We start from the raw sequence: 21416 nt of genomic DNA, 5'->3' as shown, positions 1-21416 counted from the left end.
TCCTAATTCTCTTTTCTCTTACGGCTTGTCGCCCACTGGCTTGTTCCGATAAGCAGCAGGGAGATTAGCACGATGGTGGTCGAGATAGCACTCCCGAAGCCATAGCGATACGTTGTGAAGGTTGAATTATACATATACGTTGCCAGCAGCTCTGTCGCATGTGCCGGGCCACCTTTGGTCATAATGTACACCAGATCGAATGATTTCAGGCTGCCCGAGATACATAGGATGATCGCCACCTGAACCGTTCCCCAGATCATGGGCAAAGAAATGGAAACCAGCTTGCGGATTCCGGAAGCACCATCAATCTTGGCAGCGTCATGAATTTCTCCCGGAATATTTTGCAGCGCCGAGATAAAAATAATCAGGTACAAACCGACAAAACTCCAGAGCAGTGGTGGCACCAGGGAGAAAATCGCAATTTTGTCATCCGAAAGCCACTGAAGTTTCCAGCTTTCCAGACCCAATGCATCCAGCAGGAAGTTCAGAATCCCGATCTGCGGGTGATAGATATATTGCCAGATCATACCGATAACTACTGTGGATAATACCATCGGCAGAAATACGGCTGAACGCAGAAAACGCTGTAACGGATTGCTTTTGTGCAAAATGACCGCCAGCATCAACGCTAACGGAATTTGCCCAAATACCGAGGCCAGAACAAAAATGACGTTGTTTTTCAGTGCCCGCCAAAATACAGAATCATTCCATATTTCCACATAGTTATCCAGTCCGATATATTTTGATTCCCCGATTCCCGACCAGTTGAAGAATCCATAGTACGCTGACCATACAACCGGCACAAATACAAACAAAGCGTAAATCAGAACTGCCGGGGCGAGCCCCAGCATAATAAAACGTCGACTGCGCAATGCGTTCATTTTGCTCACTTCCTTTCATCAAACCTTTGGTAATTACAACTCTTGATATCAATGTAAAACCCCTCCCCTGCCGGGAAGGGGTCTGAATCTTACCGCAAAGCATCTTACAGCTCATCCAGATCTGGATCGGAATGACCTATGACCTTAATTTCCGACTGCATTGGCTTGGGATGCCTGAATTTTACTCGCGATGTCTGCGGCTTTGCCACCCATCAATAGCTCCTGCAATCCATTATTGATAACCTCAACGGTTGCAGAACCTAGCTTGGAATCATACACCGGAGTAATCTTTACCTCCTGCATTAAATCATAGAGTTCCACAAACAATGGATGGGCTTTAGATTTATCCAGATCAATCTTGTAGCTGACCAACGTGCTGCTATCCAGGGTTGCCTTCTGACCGTCAGGACCTGCCAAAGCGTAGAACAGCTCCATGGCCGCATCCTTCTGGGCACCGCTTAACTTTTTGCTTACACCCAAGCCTGTCCCTACAACGCCAGATGTCGTTCTGGCCTCACCTTGGCCTCCATCTACTGCTGGTAGAATTGTAATGTGTGTATTGTTCAAAATGTCTTCCGGTGCGTTGTTGACGAGGTTGGCCAATGCCCATCCACCGTTCATCACCATCGCTGCTTTTCCCTGGAAGTACAGCTGCATCATCTGTGTTTCGTCAATACTGTTGAAGCCATCCTGAAATGCTTTGCTGTTACCGAGTTCCTGCATTTTGTCCAGCGCCTGGATGAATTGTGGGTCTGTAAAGCTGGCCCCATCCTGGGCTGCTGCTTTTAAGAACCAGTCTGTGCCGGTTACCCGGTCAGCCAGTGTACTGAAGATCGTCGATTGGGCCACCCAATTGGCTTTGTTCCCCAGTGCGATCGGTATGATTTTGTTCTCATTAAATGTAGTAAAAGCCTGCTTCAGCTCAGCCCATGTTTCAGGTACTTTCACGTTGTACTGCTTAAACAGTGCTTCATTGTAATAAATAAAGGAAGTGGGGGCGAGATTCATCGGTACCGAGTAGATATCCCCATCGACCGTATATCCATCCAGGGCGTTCGGAATAAAGTTGTCTTTCCATTCCGGCTTCCCGTCCAGCTCGGCATTGATCGGCTGCAACAGATCCCCCTTCACAAACTCCTTGGTCATCGCATCCGGCCACATGACGAACAGATCCGGCATTTCATTGGCCGCTGCCACCGTCCGGAGCCTTGTTTTGAGGCCATCTGTCGGCAGACCTTCATCCACCACTTCAATATCCGGATGCGATCCACGGAAGTCTTCAATGATTTTGCGCATCGCCACCGCTTTGGCGTCTTGTCCCGTCCAGTTGTGCCAGATGGTGACGGTTACTTTATCCTTGTTGTCGCTGCCTTCTGAGCTTTCCCCGCCGCCGCAACCAGCCAGAACGATGGAAAACAACGCCATTGCCAACATTCCCGAAAGCCATTTTTTCAACATCTCTATACTCCCCCTTGGCGATTTGAATACACTCATTGTAAATGGTAACGCTATCATTCTGTAAGGTGACGATGCACGGATGCAGGGGTGAAAAATATCGGATACCCAGTTGATGCTGCAATCTTTGCTTACATACAGAAAGAGCCCTCATCATGAGAGCTCTTTCTATATTCGGATTCGTGAACCATTCATGAACTATACATAAATGAATAGATAAGTTCTGATTTATTTCATACTGTCTTTCACAAGTGCTGCAAAAGCCTCCGAACCTTCCTTCGTGAGATGTACGCCATCTTTTTCGAAATATTCGTCATGCCCTTCACTTGCAGTGTGCCAGTCAATAAGAGATACATTGCTATAATCGGAAGCCGCTTCGTTCAGTGCTTTATTCACCGTTCGTTCCCATGGGCGAGGAACTCGCACGGTAACCAGATATACATGTTCTTCATCTTTCAAATAATCCAGCACGGAATTCAGACTTTTGGAATTGAATGAACCGTTCGTCCCAAGTTCCAGCACGACCTGACTGCCCAATTGGTTATTTCTCTTCAGGCCATCCAGTACATCGGCAGCTTCCCACATCTGACGACCAATATGACCGTCCACGTGCACGCCTGAAATGGTTTGTTCAAGATAAGGCTTCGCGTCCAAAATCACTGAATCTCCAATGACCGTATAATGAATTTTGCCGTCTTTGGCTGGAGGGGCTGTTTCCACTTCCTCTTTGGAGGAATCTGACGTATTGACCGGTTCCTCCCGTTGTCCGTTACCGTTGTCTTCTGGATTTCCCGGATTGTCGGTGCTGCCTTTGGGTTTACCAACAGCGTGGTTCGAGTCGCCAGGGGTTGATCCTTTCTCCTCACCTGAGGTTGGTTCCTCAGATTGGGGAGCATTACCTGGCTTCGTCGTTTGCTGTTCTCCTTTACCTGGTGGATCTTCAGCATTCTCCGCAGGTTTATCGTTTTTCTGTGGTGCAGGTTGGTTGTCCGCCCCGGCAGTGCTCACTGTTGCGGGGAGGACGTCCTGTCCTTTTTCCTCCGTTACGGAGTGTTCTCCATTCAACGTAGCCGACATCGATACCGAATGGGAATCGGAATTCGCTGCGGACGTAATTATCATCTGTGATACCGTAAATGACATCAATAGAATGCTCATCAGCAATCCAGCGCGCTTCCACCATACGTTGCGAATTCCTGTTGCATTGCGCCCTCTTCCCCATAACCGGGACCAGGAATCACGAAATCCGTTGTGACGAATGGGATTTTCAATATATTTAAGTGACAAGGAGGCCAGTGCAACCGTTGCAGCAACCTGCAAAATCATTCGCACAGGATGTGCTCCACCCGTGTCTACCGTTGGACTCGTCAGAATGATGACCGGATAGTGCCACAAATATAATCCGTAGGATCGTTCCCCGATCCAGCGCAATGGCTTAGCGCCAATGAGCCGTGCCAGAAAGGATGCTGGATGAGCCAATACAGCTACGAGCAATGTCGTTGCTATGGCCTGAAGTACCATTCCTCCTTGATACAATGACGGGTCGTACTCGCTGCTATTCAGCATCATGTAGATTAACCAAGCCAGTGCAGCTAAGCCTAACACGTCCAGGACAAGGCGATTGATGCGAGCAAGGGATGACGATAACTTGCGACTCGGCCATACCACGGCCAGTGCTGCACCAGCCAGTAAGGCAAATGCTCTTGTGTCTGTTCCATAATAAACACGGCTCGGGTCCAGAACCGGATTATACATGATGGCCATTGCACCAGCAGACAATTCAGCTGCCACGACAATAAAGACGACCAGCCATCCCTTTCTTTTGAACAAGACGATTGCCGCGACCAATAGAAGGGGCCATACAATGTAAAATTGTTCTTCCACAGCCAGCGACCAGAAATGTCCAAAGGGTGATGGAGGGCCGAAACTTTCGAAATAGGAAACGTTATGAAAGATATACCACCAATTGCTTATGTATAATAATCCCGAGACAATGTCACCACGCAACGCAGCGAGTCGAGAAGGATCTGTACAGAGCAGCCAAATCATTACCACTGCTGTCATCGTGATCATGCCAGGTAACAAACGCCTTACTCTTCGCACCCAGAAATCACCGAGGGATATCCGGCCATGCTCCTGCCATTGTGTCAAAAGAATGTCTGTAATCAAATACCCTGAGAGAACAAAGAAAATCCCTACACCGAGCAAACCGCCCGGAATAAAACCTAAATTCAGATGATACCCTATGACTGCAAGCACTGCGATGGCTCGCAAACCATCCAGTCCGTTCATATGCCGCTTGCTGTTCAACGATTGTGACATGCATGCCCCTCCTTGTTGCAGTAAGTAGACATCATCCATGTCCGGGGCGTTTGAGAACTCCTTGTGGTTCTGGTTGTCATTAACATACGTATTGCACCTTCCATCATTCATTTACAACATAAAGAAGACGTATTGCTTAACCTTGATGTTTTATGTTTACGAATTTCTTTATATCTTTGTTGTTATCTCCCGTTTAGCATTATACGCTCGAAAGATTATTCACAAATTACAGCAATAGTTACAATTCAGTGAAACGATGTAACCTTTCCTGCCAAGCATATATAGCTGTAAAATCATACTCTAATTTTATTGTTAAATACAGCATTTTTCATGGAATGGCTAATATTACCTTGCCCTTTATTTCATATATGAGCAGATCCCTCTGGGGGCCTGAAATGTACACTTGAGCAAATAGGAAAAGGCTGCCGACTTGCTCGCAGCCAATAACCATTATAAACCTATCCCTTGCCGGAATGAAAGTTTTACTCATAATTGCATCTTGGTGCCTAGGACCCTAGAGGTAAAACGGATGAATCTTCTCTTCCGCACTCCCGTTGAGAATCCGATAAGAAGATCGTCCTATGTACATTGGTATTTGCAATTTATCCAGATTAACCATTCCATTGTCCAGAAAGTATTCCGGGTCTTGATACCGCTGTAACACTTCACCTGCAATCCATTCATGATCTCCATACGTTGTGATATCCATAACCTTGCACTCATAAACAAAATAAGCTTCGGTCAGAATTGGTACGTTTACTTTGATTCCTTCTTCGTATGTAATCCCGAACTTCGAGAATTTATCTGTGTCTCTTCCACTGAAGGTTCCCGCCGCCTGAATCCACTCCGAATGGTGACCCGGAAGGAAGTGTACCCCGAATACTCCACTCTGCTCAATCAATTCATAAGAGTACGTTTCCTTACGTAATGATATCCCATAAATTCCGGGAGACGATCCAATATAGGTATGCCAGCCTGAGGCCATGACATTCTGCACTCCATTGTGACGGGATGTCACCACCGCTACCATTCCGGGATACGAATAAAACATAGGTTCATCTATCGGTTTCCGCATCTGATCACCTCTTCGTTTTCAATCGGCCCCTAAGCTGTAACAGGCCGTTTTCTCATCCATTATTATACAATATAAGTAAAGGATGAAAAAGGTACAACGCCCCGGCACTTAAATCGCCTCATTCAGAAACTGTCCGATCTGGAAATCCTGTGCAAAAAAAGAAAAGGGTTTATTGTGCTGGATTGGGGGAGAGTGGATGAACTTCCAAATGGATTGCGTTATGACTAGCATTCATAGTAATCTTGATTAAACACAACTGAGAAATGGGGAATAGCAGTGATTGAAAAAGCAACGTTTGCCGGGGGATGTTTCTGGTGTATGGTAAGTCCATTTGAAGAGCAGCCCGGCATTCACGGGATTATATCCGGATACATGGGTGGAACCGTAGAAAACCCTACATATGAACAAGTATTGACCGGGGAAACGGGGCATTTGGAAGTTGTGCAAATCTCGTTTGATCCAGCCATTTTCCCATATGAGAAATTGCTTGAGCTGTACTGGCCGCAGATTGATCCAACAGATGCGACGGGTCAGGGGAATGATCGCAAGAGCCAATATCGGGCTGCCATCCTGTATCACAATGAAGAGCAACGCCAATTGGCCCTGAAATCACGAGAGGAACTGGGCAAAACGGGCCGATTCGATAAACCAGTCGTTACTGCCATTGAGGAAGCCTCCGTATTTTATCCGGCAGAAGAATATCATCAAAATTTCCATCGCAAAGATCCGAAATATTATAAAGAATCCCGGATTTATTCCGGACGCGACGAAATTATCAAGAAATATTGGAGTTAATCTCTTTAAATAATAAAGCGGCCACATGGGCCGCTTTTTTGTTGCATCCATTTTACAGTACACCGACTAAGGCCTTCATCTCCCTAATGCTATCAATAACCTGATCCGCCTGAGCTAATTCATCGGCCTGAGCAAAGTCAAAATTACATCCGATGGAGATTAAATCATTTTCCTTCGCAGCCTTAATGTCAGACAATCGATCCCCGATAACCATCCCTTTAGTGATTTTATATTTCTCCACGATGGAGCGTACGAGATCAGACTTATTTTGTGATGAAATCTGCTGTATGCTGAATGTTTCGGTTACCCACTCATCCAAATGATAATAATTTACGATGGCATTCAAGTATTCGATTTGTCCATTACTCGCTATGTATATCGGTATGCTCTTCTCTTTGCAGTATTGAAAGAACTCTTCTACGTACGGATACAGTGCACCACGGCCAGCCTCGATATTCGCAATCAACTTCTCATGAAACCATTCATTTGCTTGTTGTCTGATCTGGTCCGAGTAGCCGGGCAATAAAGTCTCCCAAACGACGGGCAAAGGAACTCCCATAATTTCACGGTACTTTTCTATTGGCGTATTCTGCTCCCATAATCCCTTTAATCTCAGATGATTAAACGTGTCATGCAGAGAAGTTTCCAATATTCGATCTGTCTGAAATAGCGTCCCATCCATATCAAAAATCAATGAAGGCATGAACAGATTCCCCCTCCTTTATATTCAGAATATATATTGAGATAAAATGGTCACTCTACATAGGTAAAGTTACTATTCATCAACATACGTGAATACCTATCATTTGACAACCCTTCCAGATTTGCCGACTGAAATACCCCCTTATTCCAAGGTTGGTTATGAACTGCCTCTCATTCGTCCATACTATTACCTACGAATAAACCGTCATCACGAATGGCAGGGGAGGAAGCAGCATGAACCGGAAAAACCCGCATCAAATCAATCAACCTGCAGCAGAACTACCCGTTCCGCTTGAATTCGATCGCAGCTGGCTGACCCAACTGGAGTCCAGACTCGATAAAGGTGGCCCTTGGGGCGATTACAGACTCTTTCAACTTGGCATTCAAGCGGAAGAGACGAATCTGATTCCCAACTTTGATGAAATCCAGTGTCTCAAGCATTTACAGGGACTCACCCCTCTTCCACACCAGATGGATACTGCGCGCAGAGTACTGTTTGAAATGTCAGGCCGTGCCATTCTCGCCGACGAAGTTGGACTTGGCAAAACGATTGAAGCTGGCCTGATTTTGAAAGAATATATGGTCCGTGGACTCGTATCCAAAGTCCTGATTCTCGTGCCTGCGTCCCTTGTATTGCAATGGGTTCGGGAGCTGAATTCCAAATTTGGCATCCCTGCCGTTGCACAGAAAAAGGCGTATTCCTGGCAAAACGAAATCGTAGTTGCCTCGATGGATACAGCAAAGCGTGACCCGCATAAAGATATGCTGCTGAATACGGATTACGACATGATTATTATCGACGAGGCTCATAAGCTTAAAAATAAAAAAACGACCAACTATCAATTCATGCTGAAATTGCGGAAAAAGTACTGCCTGCTGCTTACCGCTACACCGGTGCAGAATGACATGAGCGAGCTGTTCAACCTCATTAACCTGCTCAAGCCGGGACAGCTTGGCCGTCAGGGTGATTTTGCAGCCAACTTTGTCGTCGACAAACGCATTCCAAAAAATCAGGAGCAGCTCAAGGATGAGTTGTCCAAAGTCATGATCCGTAACCGTCGGGGTGAAGGGCCTGTTCAATTCACCAAACGGAACGTGTCCAATGTGAATTTGCAGCTTTCGCCTGAAGAACAAGCCCTTTACGATGGGGTGACTTCCTTTGTGAAGGATCAGTACCAGGAAGCGGGCGGCAACCTGAGCAGCATGCTTTCCCTTGTGACGTTGCAGCGAGAAGTATGCAGCAGCCGGGATGCCGTGTTTGTGACGTTGGTCAATCTGTCGAAGAAGCTTCCACTGGATTCTCCGCTGCGGGATAAGATTTGGGAACTCGTTGCCCATATTAAAGCGATTAAGGAGAATACCAAAGCGGAAAAAACGATGGAACTCGTTCGTGACATGAACGAGAAGGTTATTATTTTCACCGAATACCGTGCCACGCAGGAGTACTTGCTCAATTATTTTCGCAACAACGGCCTGACGGCTGTTCCCTACCGGGGCGGCATGAACCGGGGTAAAAAAGACTGGATGATGGACCTCTTCCGCGGCCGCGTGCAGGCAATGATTGCAACCGAAGCGGGCGGTGAGGGCATCAACCTGCAATTTTGCCATCACATGATTAACTTCGACCTGCCCTGGAATCCCATGCGTGTCGAGCAGCGGATCGGTCGCGTTCACCGTTTGGGACAGCAGAATGATGTGAACATCTTCAACCTTTCGACGACAGGCACAATCGAGGAGCATATTCTAAATCTGCTTCATGAGAAGATCAATATGTTCGAGATGGTCATTGGTGGATTAGACGTCATTCTGGAGCGGCTGGAGAAGAAGGAATCGATCGAAAAAAGTTTGTACAAAATCATGCTTGAATCGCAAAACGAAGAGGATATCCGCCGTAAAATGGACTCGCTTGGACAATCGCTGAACTCCATTCAGCGCGAAGTCGCAGATGAGGCACCAGCCGTATCCGGGCTTGACCTTCGTAAAGGAGGCCTCTGATCATGACCATGTCACCCCATGAAGTGCAGGCGTATGTGCTCACTTACCTGGAAACGCTTGATTGTCAGATTATGGAGCGTTCCCCTGCTCATGTTACGGTAAAGCTCTCACCTGAAGCCGACAAAGCGTTAACCAACCGTCCGTATTATTGGGGATTTGTGGAGCGAACCGGAGCACCTGCGGAGACGATGTCCTTTACATTTGTCTTTGATCCGGATGCCCATCAGCAGGCGTTGGAAGCTGAAGAAGCAAAAGCTGCACAGTTAGCTCCTCCAGCCCCACCAGGTGCCGGTCCCGGTAGTCCCGAGGCTTCCAAAGAGACTATTCTAGGTCGGTACTTCGGTATTGTCCCTTCTCTGCCTCAGCTGGGACCCGGACGGATTTTGAAAGAAGATGTTGTATATGGCAGCCGCAGGTTGCAACAGATCTTCAATGCAGCGCGTGAAGGCGGCGCATTCGTGAACCTGTTTGAACAGGCTGCAAAACGGCAATTGCGCGCTACCGCACCAGCAGTATATGAGCCATGGCTTGGTGTGTGTTTTAAAGTGGAATTCGCCTGTGATTTAAAAAAGGAGGAACTTCATTTTTTCGGCATCTCCCTCAGAACAGGGGAAATTGTCGAGAAGTTCGGCTCGAAACTGAACAGGCGTGACCTCAGCCCAAGGCTGGCCGAAAATATGCACGTACAGACAGCCAAAATATCGCTAGCCGATGCGGGAGCAGCTCTGGAATCACATCTGACAAATCGCTTGCTGGAACTCGACTATAGCTGGGCAGAGAAAGCCAAAGAACGGCTTGATCTGGAACTTGCTGTTGTGGATACGTACTATGAAGCAGTTCTTAGAGAAGACACCCCTGAGGTCGAAGTAGATACGATCTCAGCCTCCAGCACAGACGGTAGTTCAACTGATCAGGCTCAGACGGAGACGGGGCCTTCTGTCCACATTCAGACTGCTCGCTCCGGCCCTTCCCGTATCCAACAAAATGCACATTTACAGCCCATCGAACCAATTGGCGTGACGACCGGATCAGATGTCGAACTCGCGGCTGAAGCTGCTGTTCAGGCAGAATCAGAAACAGACCCGGAACAGGATAAAGCCCGCCAAGCAGTCATGGACCGGGAAGCCATGAAGCTGCAATACGAAACACGTCGTACCGAGATGATCTGGCAATATGAGCCCAAAGTGAAAGTAACCGCGATTAGCAGCGGCATGTTTCATCTAAGATAGACGACGAAGACACTACTTTTCCCGCAAATGACGGCAAAAGTAGTGTTTATTTATGAGTGGCAGCCCGACAGGTTGCAGCAACCTTTGCACAACCTGTCCTCTAAAATGGAACTAGAAACGATCACGCAGCAAAAATTGAGTACGCTTTGTCAGGATATGTACCCCAGAAAAGTAGGTGTTAGCATGAAACGACCCTTCCACAAGGGATGGAATGTGATTCGCCGAATAACCGGCATGGTAATGTGCCTTCTATGTGTAATCACCCTGCTCCCCTTACTGCAAGCTGAAGGTGCTGGAATTCAAAATGCATCTAGATCGATGCAACCCTCTACATTCGCCAAAAGTACAGCGGAACTTCATTCCGACACACTGGCTCCTGATGCAGTCCAACAATTTGCTCGCGAGCAAGCCATCATCCTAGGTACTGAACATGAAGGGAACCATTGGGATCATGCTCAATTGGATTTTTATCCCCTCGGTCCAGGCACACGCAGCTGGTTGGTATACGCTAATGTTGTAGGGTCACCCGTTGGTTATATGATTATTTCAGCTAACGATCAAGGACAATTTCAACTTAGCGAGTATGGTCAGGGAGAACAACGACCATACAACATTTCCTTGTTGAATCAAGCCCTGGATCGACAGCAACTGGACTTGAAGAAGATGATTAATGACGGTGGAGGGCTTCAATTACGTTATGCGCCTCCCCTACTCGCTTATTGGAAAGTGGAAAGGCCTAATGATGATGCAATCTATATTGACGCAACCAACGGCGATACCTTGCCAACGAGTGTTCTGAATGCACTGGATAGGGACTCACAGCAGGATACGAAACGAATGAAGTCTATAAGATCAATATCTGTACAAGCTGTCGTTAAGACGCCAGATGTTTCACCAAAAGTCCCCATGTTGTCTGTTGACTCCATGGATCTGCAACCTCTGTTTGATCCCGCGGACAATCTGTTATGGATCACATCAAAAGCACTTTCGATCAGCGGCGTGAAGACATTGAATCAGCAATGGAAAGAACATAAAAAGATCGTTTTCTCTGCGGATCAACAAAATGTCATGTATGGTGGGCCTTTGCCTGTTAGTGGTTATCAGATCTGGCGTGACGACCGTGGAACAGTTCAAAATCAGTATATAGCTATTGGCGGTAATACTTCGGTAAGACGATTTGTACCTCTTCAGACCTTACTGCGGGACGGGAATTTCTATGCTGTAAAACCATGACCGATCGCACAATAAATAAGACGCCTTCCTCTGGTTCTTCATAGGAATGCGTCTTTTTCTTTGGGAGAAGCTGCTACCTAGGTTAGTTCTTGATTTACCCTTTACCCGAAGAGCTTCGTTTCTGCATTTCCCCCTGCGAATTCATCGCTTTTTCCTTTTTCCCAACCCACAGGGACACGGCAAAAGGAATCATTCCAAACCACTTCATTGTCCACGGCTCTTTGGTTTTGGTGCGTCCTTTACGTTCATCCTTCGGTGTGTCGATATAATGAACGACTCGCTCTGTAATGTATTTTACCAGCTCATCACTTTTGGCCATAACCTCTGCCTCCTTAGCTCCGGCAAAGCCGGGGCTTATGTTATCTCTATTGTGTGCAGAAGGGATCATCAATAAACATTTTTTTTGCTGCAAAGAGTATGAAAAACAAAAGAATGCACAGTCTAATGCCAAAGGTATCCATCCACTCACTTTATGGCATAAGATGCCTATTTCAAAAAAGGAGCGTGTATTCTCATGTATAAGCTGCTGGCCGCATCGATGGCATTGCTAATCGGCATCAGTTCCATCCCCCTGACCTCCCATGCCAGCGCGGCGACATTCGCCCTAACCGATCTGCCTACATTGCATTTACAACAGTCACCCATAAGCCCATCCATGCTGCCGGTTACCGATGGAGATGCCTATCACTCCACTCTTCATGCGTTTGCAGCACCTGTGATCCTTTTGGACGTTGGTCACGGCGGCATTGACGGTGGAACAACAGACCATGGCGTACTGGAAAAAGACATCAACCTAGCCATTAGCCAAAAGGTGTATCTCCTGCTTCGCAGCAAGGGTTATGCAGTCATCATCAACCGACTCGGCGACTATGCGCTGAGTGACGAGAATCGCTGGTTAAACAGTCGCTCACGCCATCGCAGGGATTTGGCTCAACGCAAAAGCCTTAGCGAAGAGGTCAGCACGGACATCGTTGTCAGTATCCATGCCAATTGGAGTCCCAGATCGTCTGCACGAGGACCGGTTGTTTTACATCAGAACGAGGGACGCAGCTACTTACTCGCGAGTTCCATACAGAATCAACTTAATCAATTGTACGAGACGGAGCGCGATGTGGTATGGGGCAAGCCCTTTTACCTGTTAAATCATGTGAAGCAACCCGCTGTAATTGTTGAAACCGGATTTCTGAGCAATGCACGCGATCGTGCAATGATCAGCGACCCGGGCGAACAGAAACGGATTGCACAGTCCATTGCTAATGGTATTATTTATTATCTGTCGGCAGTTTAGGCTCGGCTTGCCAATGCCATACATCTCGGACCAGATCGCTAATTCCGACGAACTCGATCTGACCTTTGAGCCGTGATACGGATTCATGGACGACAGCAGAGGTATTTAATCCGGTATGGCCCACATGACCGATCACTACACATACATCTTTGTCTAGAGCACGTTTGGCCGCCAAATCCATTTGCTTGCGTATATGTTGTTTGGAATTATGGTCATCCAGAAATATGTCGTTACCGACGGGTGGCATGTTTTTGGTGATGGCCATTTCCCCCACCACGGAGCGAAAATTGGTACGACTATCCACAAAAAACAGCCCACGCTCTCGACATACATCCAAAACAATGGACATGATTCGTTTATCAGATGTAATTTTTGAACCCATATGGTTGTTCATGCCGACGGCATAAGGAACTTCATCAATCGCTTTCTCGACTCGCTCACGGACTTCCTCATCCGTCAGATTGGATGTGATCGCACCAGGGCCGAGCCATTCTGGTCTTCCCTTTTTGGGCTCCATTGGCATGTGAACAATTACATCCATCCCTTTTTCATGTGCCGCAATCGCATCTTTCTTCGTTGTTGGCAAGAACGGCATTACGGCCAACGTAAGTTTAACAGGAGTCGCCAAAATTTCAGCAGTACCTTTCATGTCATTCCCCGCATCATCAATGATGATCGCCATTCGTTTAAGCCGTGATTTATCTGCCGGAGCTTGTGGTAACTGACCTGAAGTTGAACCAGGTACTTGTATTGCGGTTTGCTCCGTTAAAATTTGCTCTGGCGTCTGTCCTGAACGAACCAGTGGTTCCGCACTGCTGACAGAAAGGCCCACACCATAAACCATGAATATCGTACCTGTAAGTACCACTGACATTTTAAATTTCCAGGTGCAGGACCACCCTTTTCGTCCGGCCTTATTCATCCATCGTTCCCTCCTTTGTTCTGTCCCATCATTATTTGAACAATGAAGGGGGAATATGTAGACAAAAAAAGCCTGTTCATTCCAATGGAGCACTTGAGGCTGCTGGGCTGGACTGTCGTAAGCGATATTGGCGCGGAGCCTGACCTGTCAGTTGATGAAAGAGGCGGGAGAAGTAATGAACCGAACTAAAGTGATATTTTACAGCAATTTGAGTGATACTTAATGTCGTGTGAAGCAAATCGTGCTTCGCCCTTCCAATACGAAAGTGATTCATATACTGGATGGGAGAGTATCCGGTAGATTTCCTGAACAACTCGAAAAAATGTCCACGACTCATATTGAGGCTTTTGTAATAGATATCCAGCGGCTTGGGTGCTCCGTGAAGTAAGTCCTGCTCCATCATTTTAAGCATATGGGCTATCCGGGGATCGGGGATTACAAAATCCTTTCCCATGCAGCAGTTCAGAAAATAGTCGATAAAGTTCTGGAAATTACGCTGAATCGTCAAGCTGCGCATAAAAGTCTGCTCATTGGTATATAACCCGATTTTATAAAAATCCTGGAACAGATCCTGCCAGATTCGTAGCAACTCCACCTTTGAAATCTCCCTAAGTTCATACGGAAAGGCTGGGCCCACAAAGGCTTGTTGTAACACCTGCGGCGGATAACAGATCGGACAGGCCGTATCAAACACAGCTTTTCGCTCCACATAATGCCAATCAAAATAGCAACATAGGTGTACCATAGGGTTCTCCGAATCAGCCAGCCATTCATGCAATTGACCTGCTGGAATATAGACCAGCGAACCGGGACCGAGCCTGCTGCTCTGACCATTTGTACTTAATATCCCATACCCTTCGCTGATCAAGTAAATAGAGCTGGTATAGCAAATTCGTGGAGAACTCGACTGTCCTTTTACAAAAGGGTATCGGGTCGCCAGATATACATAGGGATGCAAGGAAGCAAAATTCATTGGAAGTTTCCTTTCCGACTCCGTTTCTCACGATGTTAACCTTTCATCTCCATGACCGAAAGGTACAATTCGGCACTAGAGGTACATCTCAGCAGAGCATCAATTGATCAGACTATCGTGCAAATCATGGACGTCTTGCTAAATACAGCAAACCGCTGTTCAGATACAGTAATAACTGTACACGCATGACTTCATGAGGAGGACGACTTGTGCAGAAGAATGATAAGCAAACGAAGAGAAGACACGAGAAAAATAAGAACAGAGGCTATGAACGTGCCAAGCAGCATCCCATAGCCTTCACTGGTCCTGCGCCGGATTTTTTTGAAGGCGCACTGTTGGGCAACGGAGGATTGGGCATTGTTGTAACAACCCGCCCGGATGCCGTAATGCTCCATTTTGGACACAACAATGTCTGGGATATTCGTCTCGCAGAAGAACACAAAGACGAGCTTATGACTTTCCAAGAGGTATATGACAGATTTGCTGCTCTGCCAGCTGATTTGGTTCAATTAACGGATCATCCGTGGTACAAACAGTATTGTGAGCTGGCCGGCCAAAATTACAGTAAAGCTTATCCCAAGCCCATGCCCTGCGGATCGCTGCTGCTGCGATATGATCGGCGAAAGGCCGAAGTCATCGGCCATTCCATTGATATTGCCAATGGCCTTTGCACGATTGATTTCCTGATGAATGGCAAACCTGCTATATTTGAACTCTTTATAGAAGGAGAACATGACCGGGTCTGGATGAAAGTAAGCGATGCTGCAACAGGTACCCTAGTTCCCTTATTCGAGGAGATCAGGCTGATACCTGATCCCGAAACACCGCCTGAATTTCCTCAAGCAGCAGTCGTAACTAGCGAAATTACGCGTAGACAGTCATTTACACAAATTTTGCCGCACGTGGAGTATCCGGCTGCGCCCTATATAACTCAAGAAAAAGATAGAGCTTTCCGTCTCGCTGTCAGAGCGTCTGGGTTAACTACATTGAAAGAACATCCTTTGCACGGTCAGACGCCCGCAGCCAACCACTCTTCTCCGGGAACAGAAGGACACGGATTTTTGGCCTGCGCAGAGCTGTGGGAAGGCCTTTATAGCGAACTTGATGATGAGGCCCACCCGCCAGATCTATCTTACTTTAATCAAGCTAAGGAAGAGTCAAATGCAATGTGGCGTGATTATTGGAGCCGCTCCTCCGTCGCACTGGAAGATGAATTTCTGGAGCGTATCTGGTACCACAATCTGTACTTTTTTAATTGTGCCGTGAGAGCGGGCGTTACCTGTCCAGGCCTATTCGCCAACTGGAGCTACCGTACCATCGGTGCAGACTGGCATGGGGATTACCACATGAATTACAACACGCAGCAACCATTCTGGCTCGCATTCTCCAGCAACCATCTGGACAAACATCTTCCCTACGTGGATATGGTTGATCATTTACTTCCCGTCAGCCGAGCGTGGGCACAGGATTATTACGGACTGAGCGGAGCTTACTTCCCCCACTCAGCCTACCCTGTTGAAATGTCTATGATGCCCTATCCTGTCCCGCACTGGGGATGGGAAATCTGTGAGACGCCTTGGACGGTGCAAAGTCTCTGGTGGCACTATCTATATTCCATGGACGAGACGTTCCTGCGTGATCGTGCATTTCAACCTATGAAAGAAGCCGTGCTGTTTATGGTCGATTACATGAAACGTCCAGAAGCACAGGGTGAACGATGGGGAGATGACCATTATCACATTTTTCCGACGGTGGTGCCGGAGCTATATGAGATTGCACCCGGCTTTGGCAAGAACAAAGACTGCCTGATTGACCTGACACTGACGCGATTTCTGTTCAATGCGTTCACTCAGGCTTGCGGTGTTCTTGAAAGGACAGAATCAGAACAGGAGCTGCTGGAAAATGTAAAAGAGATTTTGAACCATTTCCCTTCTTATCCCACAGCCAAATCCGGCAAGGGTCCAGTCTTTGTGTCGGTCGAGGGCGAGGATCCTGACGTGGTGTATAACGTCCCGATTCCAATTACGACCGTATTTCCAGGTGAAGATCACGGGCTTCATTCACCAGAGGAAGAATACCAGACCGCAGTAAACTCCTACCTTAATCACCGCAACGAAGGTGGGAATGAACTGGTATTCTATCATCTTGCTGGAGCTCGGCTTGGCGTGTTGGATCTGGAACGCTTCAAGCGTCAAATCCAGTATTGTCTGCTGCCAAACGGTACTTGCACGGATCGGGTCCTGATGAGCGGTGGTCGCTATGCTGACACGGAGAACTTCGATTTCATGTCCCGCATGGGCATCTGGTTCGAGAATTTCTCTCTTCCTGCCGTTGTTAATGAATGCCTTTTTCAAAGTTATAATGGGAACCTGCGTTTCTTCCCCAACTGGCCGAACGGACAGAAGGCAGAGTTCCATACCCTCCGTGCCGTGGGTGGCTTCCTTGTCAGTGCGGCTTTCGTGGATGGGGAGACTCATTGGATCGAGATCGAGAGCGAAGCTGGTAGTTACCTGACCTTCTATATCCCTTGGACTGAAGGAGCATTGTGCACCCTCCCTTCCGGTGAACAATGTATGTTATCTGGTCAGATTGGCACGATCTCGACAGTAGCAGGAGATATCATCTCCATTGTTAAAGCAACGGTTTAGCTCATCTTGTATAATGCGATCATAAATAAGAAGCGTCCCGGACACCCCGGGACGCTTTTCATTACCAAAATTACTCTTCAATTATTTGGAAGACCACAGTTCCATACGCTGAGCATATTTCTCGTTAATAATATCTTCCACTTTCTCATCGCCGGCCTTTTTCATATCCTCCAGCATCTTGTCGAATACAGAATTGGCTTCAGCTTCACTTGGAGCAATAATCGCTCTCGTAATGCTCTGATCCATAATATCCTTCACCTTCTGGGCTGTCAGTGCTTGAGGTGTTCCCCCATCCGGATTCAGGTTATCATACTGTGCTGTATCCCATACGGAATCACCAAGACTCTTGATGGCCAGTTCATCCACTTCACTGCGCTGGAATTTAACCGCCATGTCGTACGGCTGTCCATTTGGATCCAGACCATTTTTGACAAACCATAACCATTTACGTACGCCACTTTTCTTCACCGTGTCATCCCAGTTATCCTTGAAGCTTTGCAGGAATGCAGGGTCCGGTTGTCGCTTGCCATCCACCATGGTGTACTGCTCGCCTTCCTTACCCCACAGCAGCAAATGCTGTCCTTCATCACTCGCCAGATAATTAAACAGCTTTATGGTTTCTTCCGGGTGCTTGTTGTTTTTGGTAATAGCAATCGCATCCCATCCAAGCGAGCTTCTTGGGCCAAATGTGGTTTGAGCCGGATCTACACCTGGAGCAACAACCTTGTATGCAAACAACTGATTCTTTTCCCCGCCATCTTTCTTTAGGGCGCCATTGCCGTTACCCGGGTCCCAATATGCACCCGGTGTAGCGAATACCGCGCCAGTCGTCAGCTTTTGAATCCATGTTTGCGTTTTGCTGATGGCAAATTCCTTCTCAATCAGACCTTCTCTATATAAGCGATTCATATATAACAGCATCTCGCGATATTTGGGGTCCTTGACATCATATTGCAGACGTCCGTTGTTGTCATAATACGTTTTTAAGCCCCACATGCCTTTGAATGTTCCGAGATTCGCGCCCATGTTCTCACCGTTCATCGTCATGGGGATGGATTCTTTACCATCAATTGTATTGTATTTTTCTTTAAAATTTTTCAGAAGAGTTTCAAACTCGTCCGTTGTGAGGGGCTGTGAACCATCTGCTTTGTCTGGAAGAAACTCTTCCAGCAGGTTTTGTCTCATCAGCATACCGAAGACCGGATCACTGTCGAGTCCATACCAGTTTGCCAGATAGTAGTTCTTGCCGTCTGTATAACGCGTTTTGGTCAAGGTTTCGCCATACATTTCTTTCAGATCAGAACCATACTTTTCAATTAACTCATCCAGTGGAATGAATGCGCCGCTTGAAATGTACTTATCGAGGGAAGCATCTCCCCGGCTCATGACCACCACATCCGGATAGTCACCACTGGCGAGCATCAGGCTCAGTTTCTCCGTTGGATTGCCTGTTGGCTGTTGGATGGAAATCTCTATGCCTGTTTTTTTGGTAATTTCCTGGGCAACCGCATCGGTAAAAGGTTCTCCTTTGGTATTGCCATCAAACCAGGTCAGCGTAATCGGCCCTTCTTCCGCATCTTTACCTGCTGTATTGTTCTCCCCATCATTGGAAGAGCAGCCCGCCAGCAAACCAACGACTAATGCAGCCGTAATCCCCATGGTCATCCATTTTTTTGTCTTTGTCATTGACACCCTAATTCCTCCCAATGAATAAATTCCTGTAGTGCTAGATTGAGCATTTCCAAAACAATCTTTGCCCACCCCCTTTCAGGGAGAGGCCACCGGACAAGCCTTCCCTGCAACCGGATTAACGAATAGATTAACTCTTCACCGCTCCCAAAGTCATGCCTTTAACAAAGTATTTTTGCAGGAACGGGTACACCATAACGATTGGTAAGGTGGCTACCATGGTAGCAGCCATTCGAATGGTATCGCTGGAAACCGCATTTCGTTTGGCCGAGTTGGCCAGCATTTGCGTTTGTGAAATCATGCCACCGGTCTGAAATTGATTCAATATTTTGACGAGCACGGCTTGAAGAGTCTTCAGGTCCGAGCTGTAGGTAAACGCATAGGAATCAAACCAGGCATTCCAATGCCCAATGGCTTGAAAAAGGCCCACGGTTGCAAGTACAGGTGTTGTCAGCGGCATCACAATCCGGAAGAATATCGTCAGATCGTTAGCCCCATCTACCCTCGCAGATTCTTCAATCTCATGGGGAAGCTGCTCCATAAAGGTACGGACAATAATCATATAGAACACATTCATCAAACTTGGCAAAATGAACACCGAAAATGTATCGATCATGTTCAGTGCCTTAAGCACCATGTAGAACGGAATGAGTCCGCCACTGAAATACATGGTAAAGATAAAGTACAGGTTCCAGCCTTTGCGACCAATCAAATTCCGCCGACTTAGCGGATACGCAAGCATCGTAATGACGAGAACCGATAGCGGTGCGCCAATCAGCGTTCGTTTGACGGTTACCCACAGCCCGTTTAGAATCTCGCTATCTTTTAAAATCTGCTGATAACTGTCCAAGGTCAAGTCCCTGGGCCACAGGTAAACGCCTCCCCGTACCGTATCCTCCGCGCTGTTCAATGAAAGAACGAGTATATTCCAAAACGGAAGAAATGTAACCAGTAATACGAGAATAAGAATGAAATACACAATGATTTTGAAAATACGATCCCCGAATCTGTTCAGAATCATCACAAGCGCTCCCCTCTGTCTTTTATAGTTAGAACAACGCCTGGTCGTTCACTTTTCTGGAAATCCGGTTCACGATGAGGACAAGAATAAAGGCAACAACGGATTTGAACATCCCCACGGCAGCCCCGTAAGAGAACATACTGTTCTGTAGTCCGTATTTGTAGGCATAAATATCAATAACTTCGGAGTATTCAAGCACGGTATTATTTTGCAACAGGTATTGCTGTTCAAATCCTGCATTCAAAATGCCTCCGACCGCGAGAATAGCCAATATGACAATTGTAGGGCGCATGGATGGCAGCGTAATATGCCACATTTGCTTAAATCGGCTGGCTCCGTCCACCCTGGCCGCTTCGTAGAGCTCCGGATTAATGGAAGCGATTGCGGCGAGATACATAATGGCGCTGAAACCCATCTCTTTCCACATGTTCGACAGTGCGATAATCCACCAGAATAGAGGCCCGTTCTGCAAAAATGCGACTGGTTCCTTGACAATGCCCAGCAGTACCAGAATATTGTTAAGCATTCCATCCGAAGCCAACAGCGTAATCACAATATTGGCTGCAATAACCCATGAGATAAAATGCGGCAGATAAGAAACCGTCTGTACAAAACGCTTGAAAAATCCCTGTCTCGCTTCATTCAACACAAGCGCGAGAATGATCGGAGCAGGAAATCCGAAGAACAGCGTCAGCAAGCTTGTCGCAAGCGTATTACGCATAACCCGATAGAAATCCCCTGTAGTAAAGAAATACTCAAACCACTGGAAACCTACAAATTCGGCATGGAAGAACTGGTAAAAAAACGATCCCCCACCCGGCTGATAATTCGTAAACGCCATATATAGTCCAAACATCGGACCATAGGAAAATAGCAATGTCGCAATGAAGGCAGGAAGCATAAGCACGAATAACCATTTTTGCTCTTTTAGTCTGCTTATCAGATTATTGCTCCTGACTGTTTTGATAGCGCTTACCTTATGCATTAAATACCCTCCCTTTTTCTATACAGCAGCATGGCCAGCCATATCTTGATTCAACTTCTCTCCTATTTATCATAAATTTGACGCAGATCGCTTGCCATAGTCGAATTCTCCGAAAGATACCGCTTTTTAAAGATGTTTTTGTGCAAAGAGAGGATTGGATTTCCATATTCACTCTGCTATGATGAACTGTGCAACGAATAATC

The 21416-nt window shown here is 46.9% G+C and carries 16 protein-coding genes and 1 pseudogene; 6 read left to right on the top strand and 11 right to left on the bottom strand.

From position 1 onward, the window contains the following. Positions 1-2 precede the first annotated feature (2 nt). The 4 genes from ACFVQB_RS01280 to ACFVQB_RS01265 all read right to left on the bottom strand — a co-directional run bounded on the left by ACFVQB_RS01280 (position 3) and on the right by ACFVQB_RS01265 (position 5733). A complete protein-coding gene (locus ACFVQB_RS01280; RefSeq protein WP_379434606.1) occupies positions 3-881 on the bottom strand; it encodes a carbohydrate ABC transporter permease in 879 nt (292 codons plus the stop codon). Positions 882-1025: 144 nt separating this feature from the next. Beyond that, positions 1026-2339: an extracellular solute-binding protein gene (locus ACFVQB_RS01275; RefSeq protein ID WP_379434604.1), complete on the bottom strand. Its 1314-nt coding sequence runs from the start codon at positions 2337-2339 to the stop codon at positions 1026-1028. 225 nt (positions 2340-2564) lie between these two features. After that, entirely contained in the window at positions 2565-4658 is a 2094-nt protein-coding gene (locus ACFVQB_RS01270) for an acyltransferase family protein (protein ID WP_379434602.1), read from the bottom strand. Positions 4659-5172: 514 nt separating this feature from the next. Then, the gene (locus ACFVQB_RS01265; RefSeq protein ID WP_379434600.1) at positions 5173-5733 is read right to left on the bottom strand and encodes a flavin reductase family protein; all 561 of its coding nucleotides are present in this window, start codon (positions 5731-5733) and stop codon (positions 5173-5175) included. A gap of 279 nt (positions 5734-6012) precedes the next feature. Here ACFVQB_RS01265 and msrA point away from each other — a divergent pair, with 279 nt between their 5' ends. After that, the gene (gene msrA, locus ACFVQB_RS01260; RefSeq protein ID WP_024629294.1) at positions 6013-6528 is read left to right on the top strand and encodes a peptide-methionine (S)-S-oxide reductase MsrA; all 516 of its coding nucleotides are present in this window, start codon (positions 6013-6015) and stop codon (positions 6526-6528) included. 52 nt (positions 6529-6580) lie between these two features. On the opposite strand, the pseudogene ACFVQB_RS01255 reads toward msrA, so the two are convergent. Further along, a pseudogene (locus ACFVQB_RS01255) lies at positions 6581-7240 on the bottom strand (HAD family hydrolase); the annotation flags it as partial. Between the two features lie 224 nt (positions 7241-7464). Between ACFVQB_RS01255 and ACFVQB_RS01250 the strand changes: the two are divergent. The 3 genes from ACFVQB_RS01250 (at position 7465) to ACFVQB_RS01240 (ending at position 11687) form a co-directional block, all read left to right on the top strand. Continuing rightward, positions 7465-9225, top strand: a complete 1761-nt coding sequence (locus ACFVQB_RS01250) for a DEAD/DEAH box helicase (protein ID WP_379434598.1) — start codon at positions 7465-7467, stop codon at positions 9223-9225. A 2-nt stretch (positions 9226-9227) separates the two neighbouring features. Further along, positions 9228-10454 (top strand): YqhG family protein, encoded by a 1227-nt coding sequence (locus ACFVQB_RS01245; RefSeq protein ID WP_379434596.1) that lies wholly within the window; start codon positions 9228-9230, stop codon positions 10452-10454. 183 nt (positions 10455-10637) lie between these two features. Continuing rightward, positions 10638-11687 (top strand): hypothetical protein, encoded by a 1050-nt coding sequence (locus ACFVQB_RS01240; RefSeq protein ID WP_379434595.1) that lies wholly within the window; start codon positions 10638-10640, stop codon positions 11685-11687. Positions 11688-11781: 94 nt separating this feature from the next. Here the strand turns inward: ACFVQB_RS01240 and ACFVQB_RS01235 are convergent, their stop codons facing one another. Next, positions 11782-12006 carry a YqzE family protein gene (locus ACFVQB_RS01235; RefSeq protein ID WP_379434593.1) on the bottom strand — a complete coding sequence of 75 codons (225 nt, stop codon included), beginning with the start codon at positions 12004-12006 and terminating at the stop codon, positions 11782-11784. Positions 12007-12201: 195 nt separating this feature from the next. On the opposite strand from ACFVQB_RS01235, the gene ACFVQB_RS01230 reads away from it, so the two are divergent. After that, complete coding sequence (locus tag ACFVQB_RS01230) at positions 12202-12975, top strand: N-acetylmuramoyl-L-alanine amidase family protein (RefSeq protein ID WP_379434591.1); 774 nt, start codon at positions 12202-12204, stop codon at positions 12973-12975. On the opposite strand, the gene ACFVQB_RS01225 is transcribed toward ACFVQB_RS01230, so the two are convergent. Beyond that, entirely contained in the window at positions 12950-13897 is a 948-nt protein-coding gene (locus tag ACFVQB_RS01225; protein WP_379434590.1) for a divergent polysaccharide deacetylase family protein, read from the bottom strand. The two genes, ACFVQB_RS01230 and ACFVQB_RS01225, sit on opposite strands and share 26 nt — an antisense overlap. Before the next feature lie 76 nt (positions 13898-13973). After that, on the bottom strand, positions 13974-14870 hold the full coding sequence (locus ACFVQB_RS01220) for a helix-turn-helix domain-containing protein (RefSeq protein WP_379434589.1): 897 nt from the start codon (positions 14868-14870) through the stop codon (positions 13974-13976). A gap of 209 nt (positions 14871-15079) precedes the next feature. Here ACFVQB_RS01220 and ACFVQB_RS01215 point away from each other — a divergent pair, with 209 nt between their 5' ends. Then, positions 15080-17518 carry a glycosyl hydrolase family 95 catalytic domain-containing protein gene (locus tag ACFVQB_RS01215; RefSeq protein ID WP_379434587.1) on the top strand — a complete coding sequence of 813 codons (2439 nt, stop codon included), beginning with the start codon at positions 15080-15082 and terminating at the stop codon, positions 17516-17518. Positions 17519-17599: 81 nt separating this feature from the next. On the opposite strand, the gene ACFVQB_RS01210 is transcribed toward ACFVQB_RS01215, so the two are convergent. The 3 genes from ACFVQB_RS01210 to ACFVQB_RS01200 all read right to left on the bottom strand — a co-directional run bounded on the left by ACFVQB_RS01210 (position 17600) and on the right by ACFVQB_RS01200 (position 21213). Next, complete coding sequence (locus ACFVQB_RS01210) at positions 17600-19204, bottom strand: extracellular solute-binding protein (RefSeq protein WP_379434586.1); 1605 nt, start codon at positions 19202-19204, stop codon at positions 17600-17602. A gap of 133 nt (positions 19205-19337) precedes the next feature. Beyond that, entirely contained in the window at positions 19338-20228 is an 891-nt protein-coding gene (locus ACFVQB_RS01205; protein WP_029880772.1) for a carbohydrate ABC transporter permease, read from the bottom strand. A 28-nt stretch (positions 20229-20256) separates the two neighbouring features. Continuing rightward, positions 20257-21213 (bottom strand): ABC transporter permease, encoded by a 957-nt coding sequence (locus ACFVQB_RS01200; protein ID WP_076289390.1) that lies wholly within the window; start codon positions 21211-21213, stop codon positions 20257-20259. Positions 21214-21416 lie beyond the last annotated feature (203 nt).

It is taken from the genome of Paenibacillus sp. NPDC057886, assembly GCF_042796655.1.
Lineage (GTDB): Bacteria > Bacillota > Bacilli > Paenibacillales > Paenibacillaceae > Paenibacillus.
This window is presented reverse-complemented; position numbering and strand designations above follow the sequence as displayed.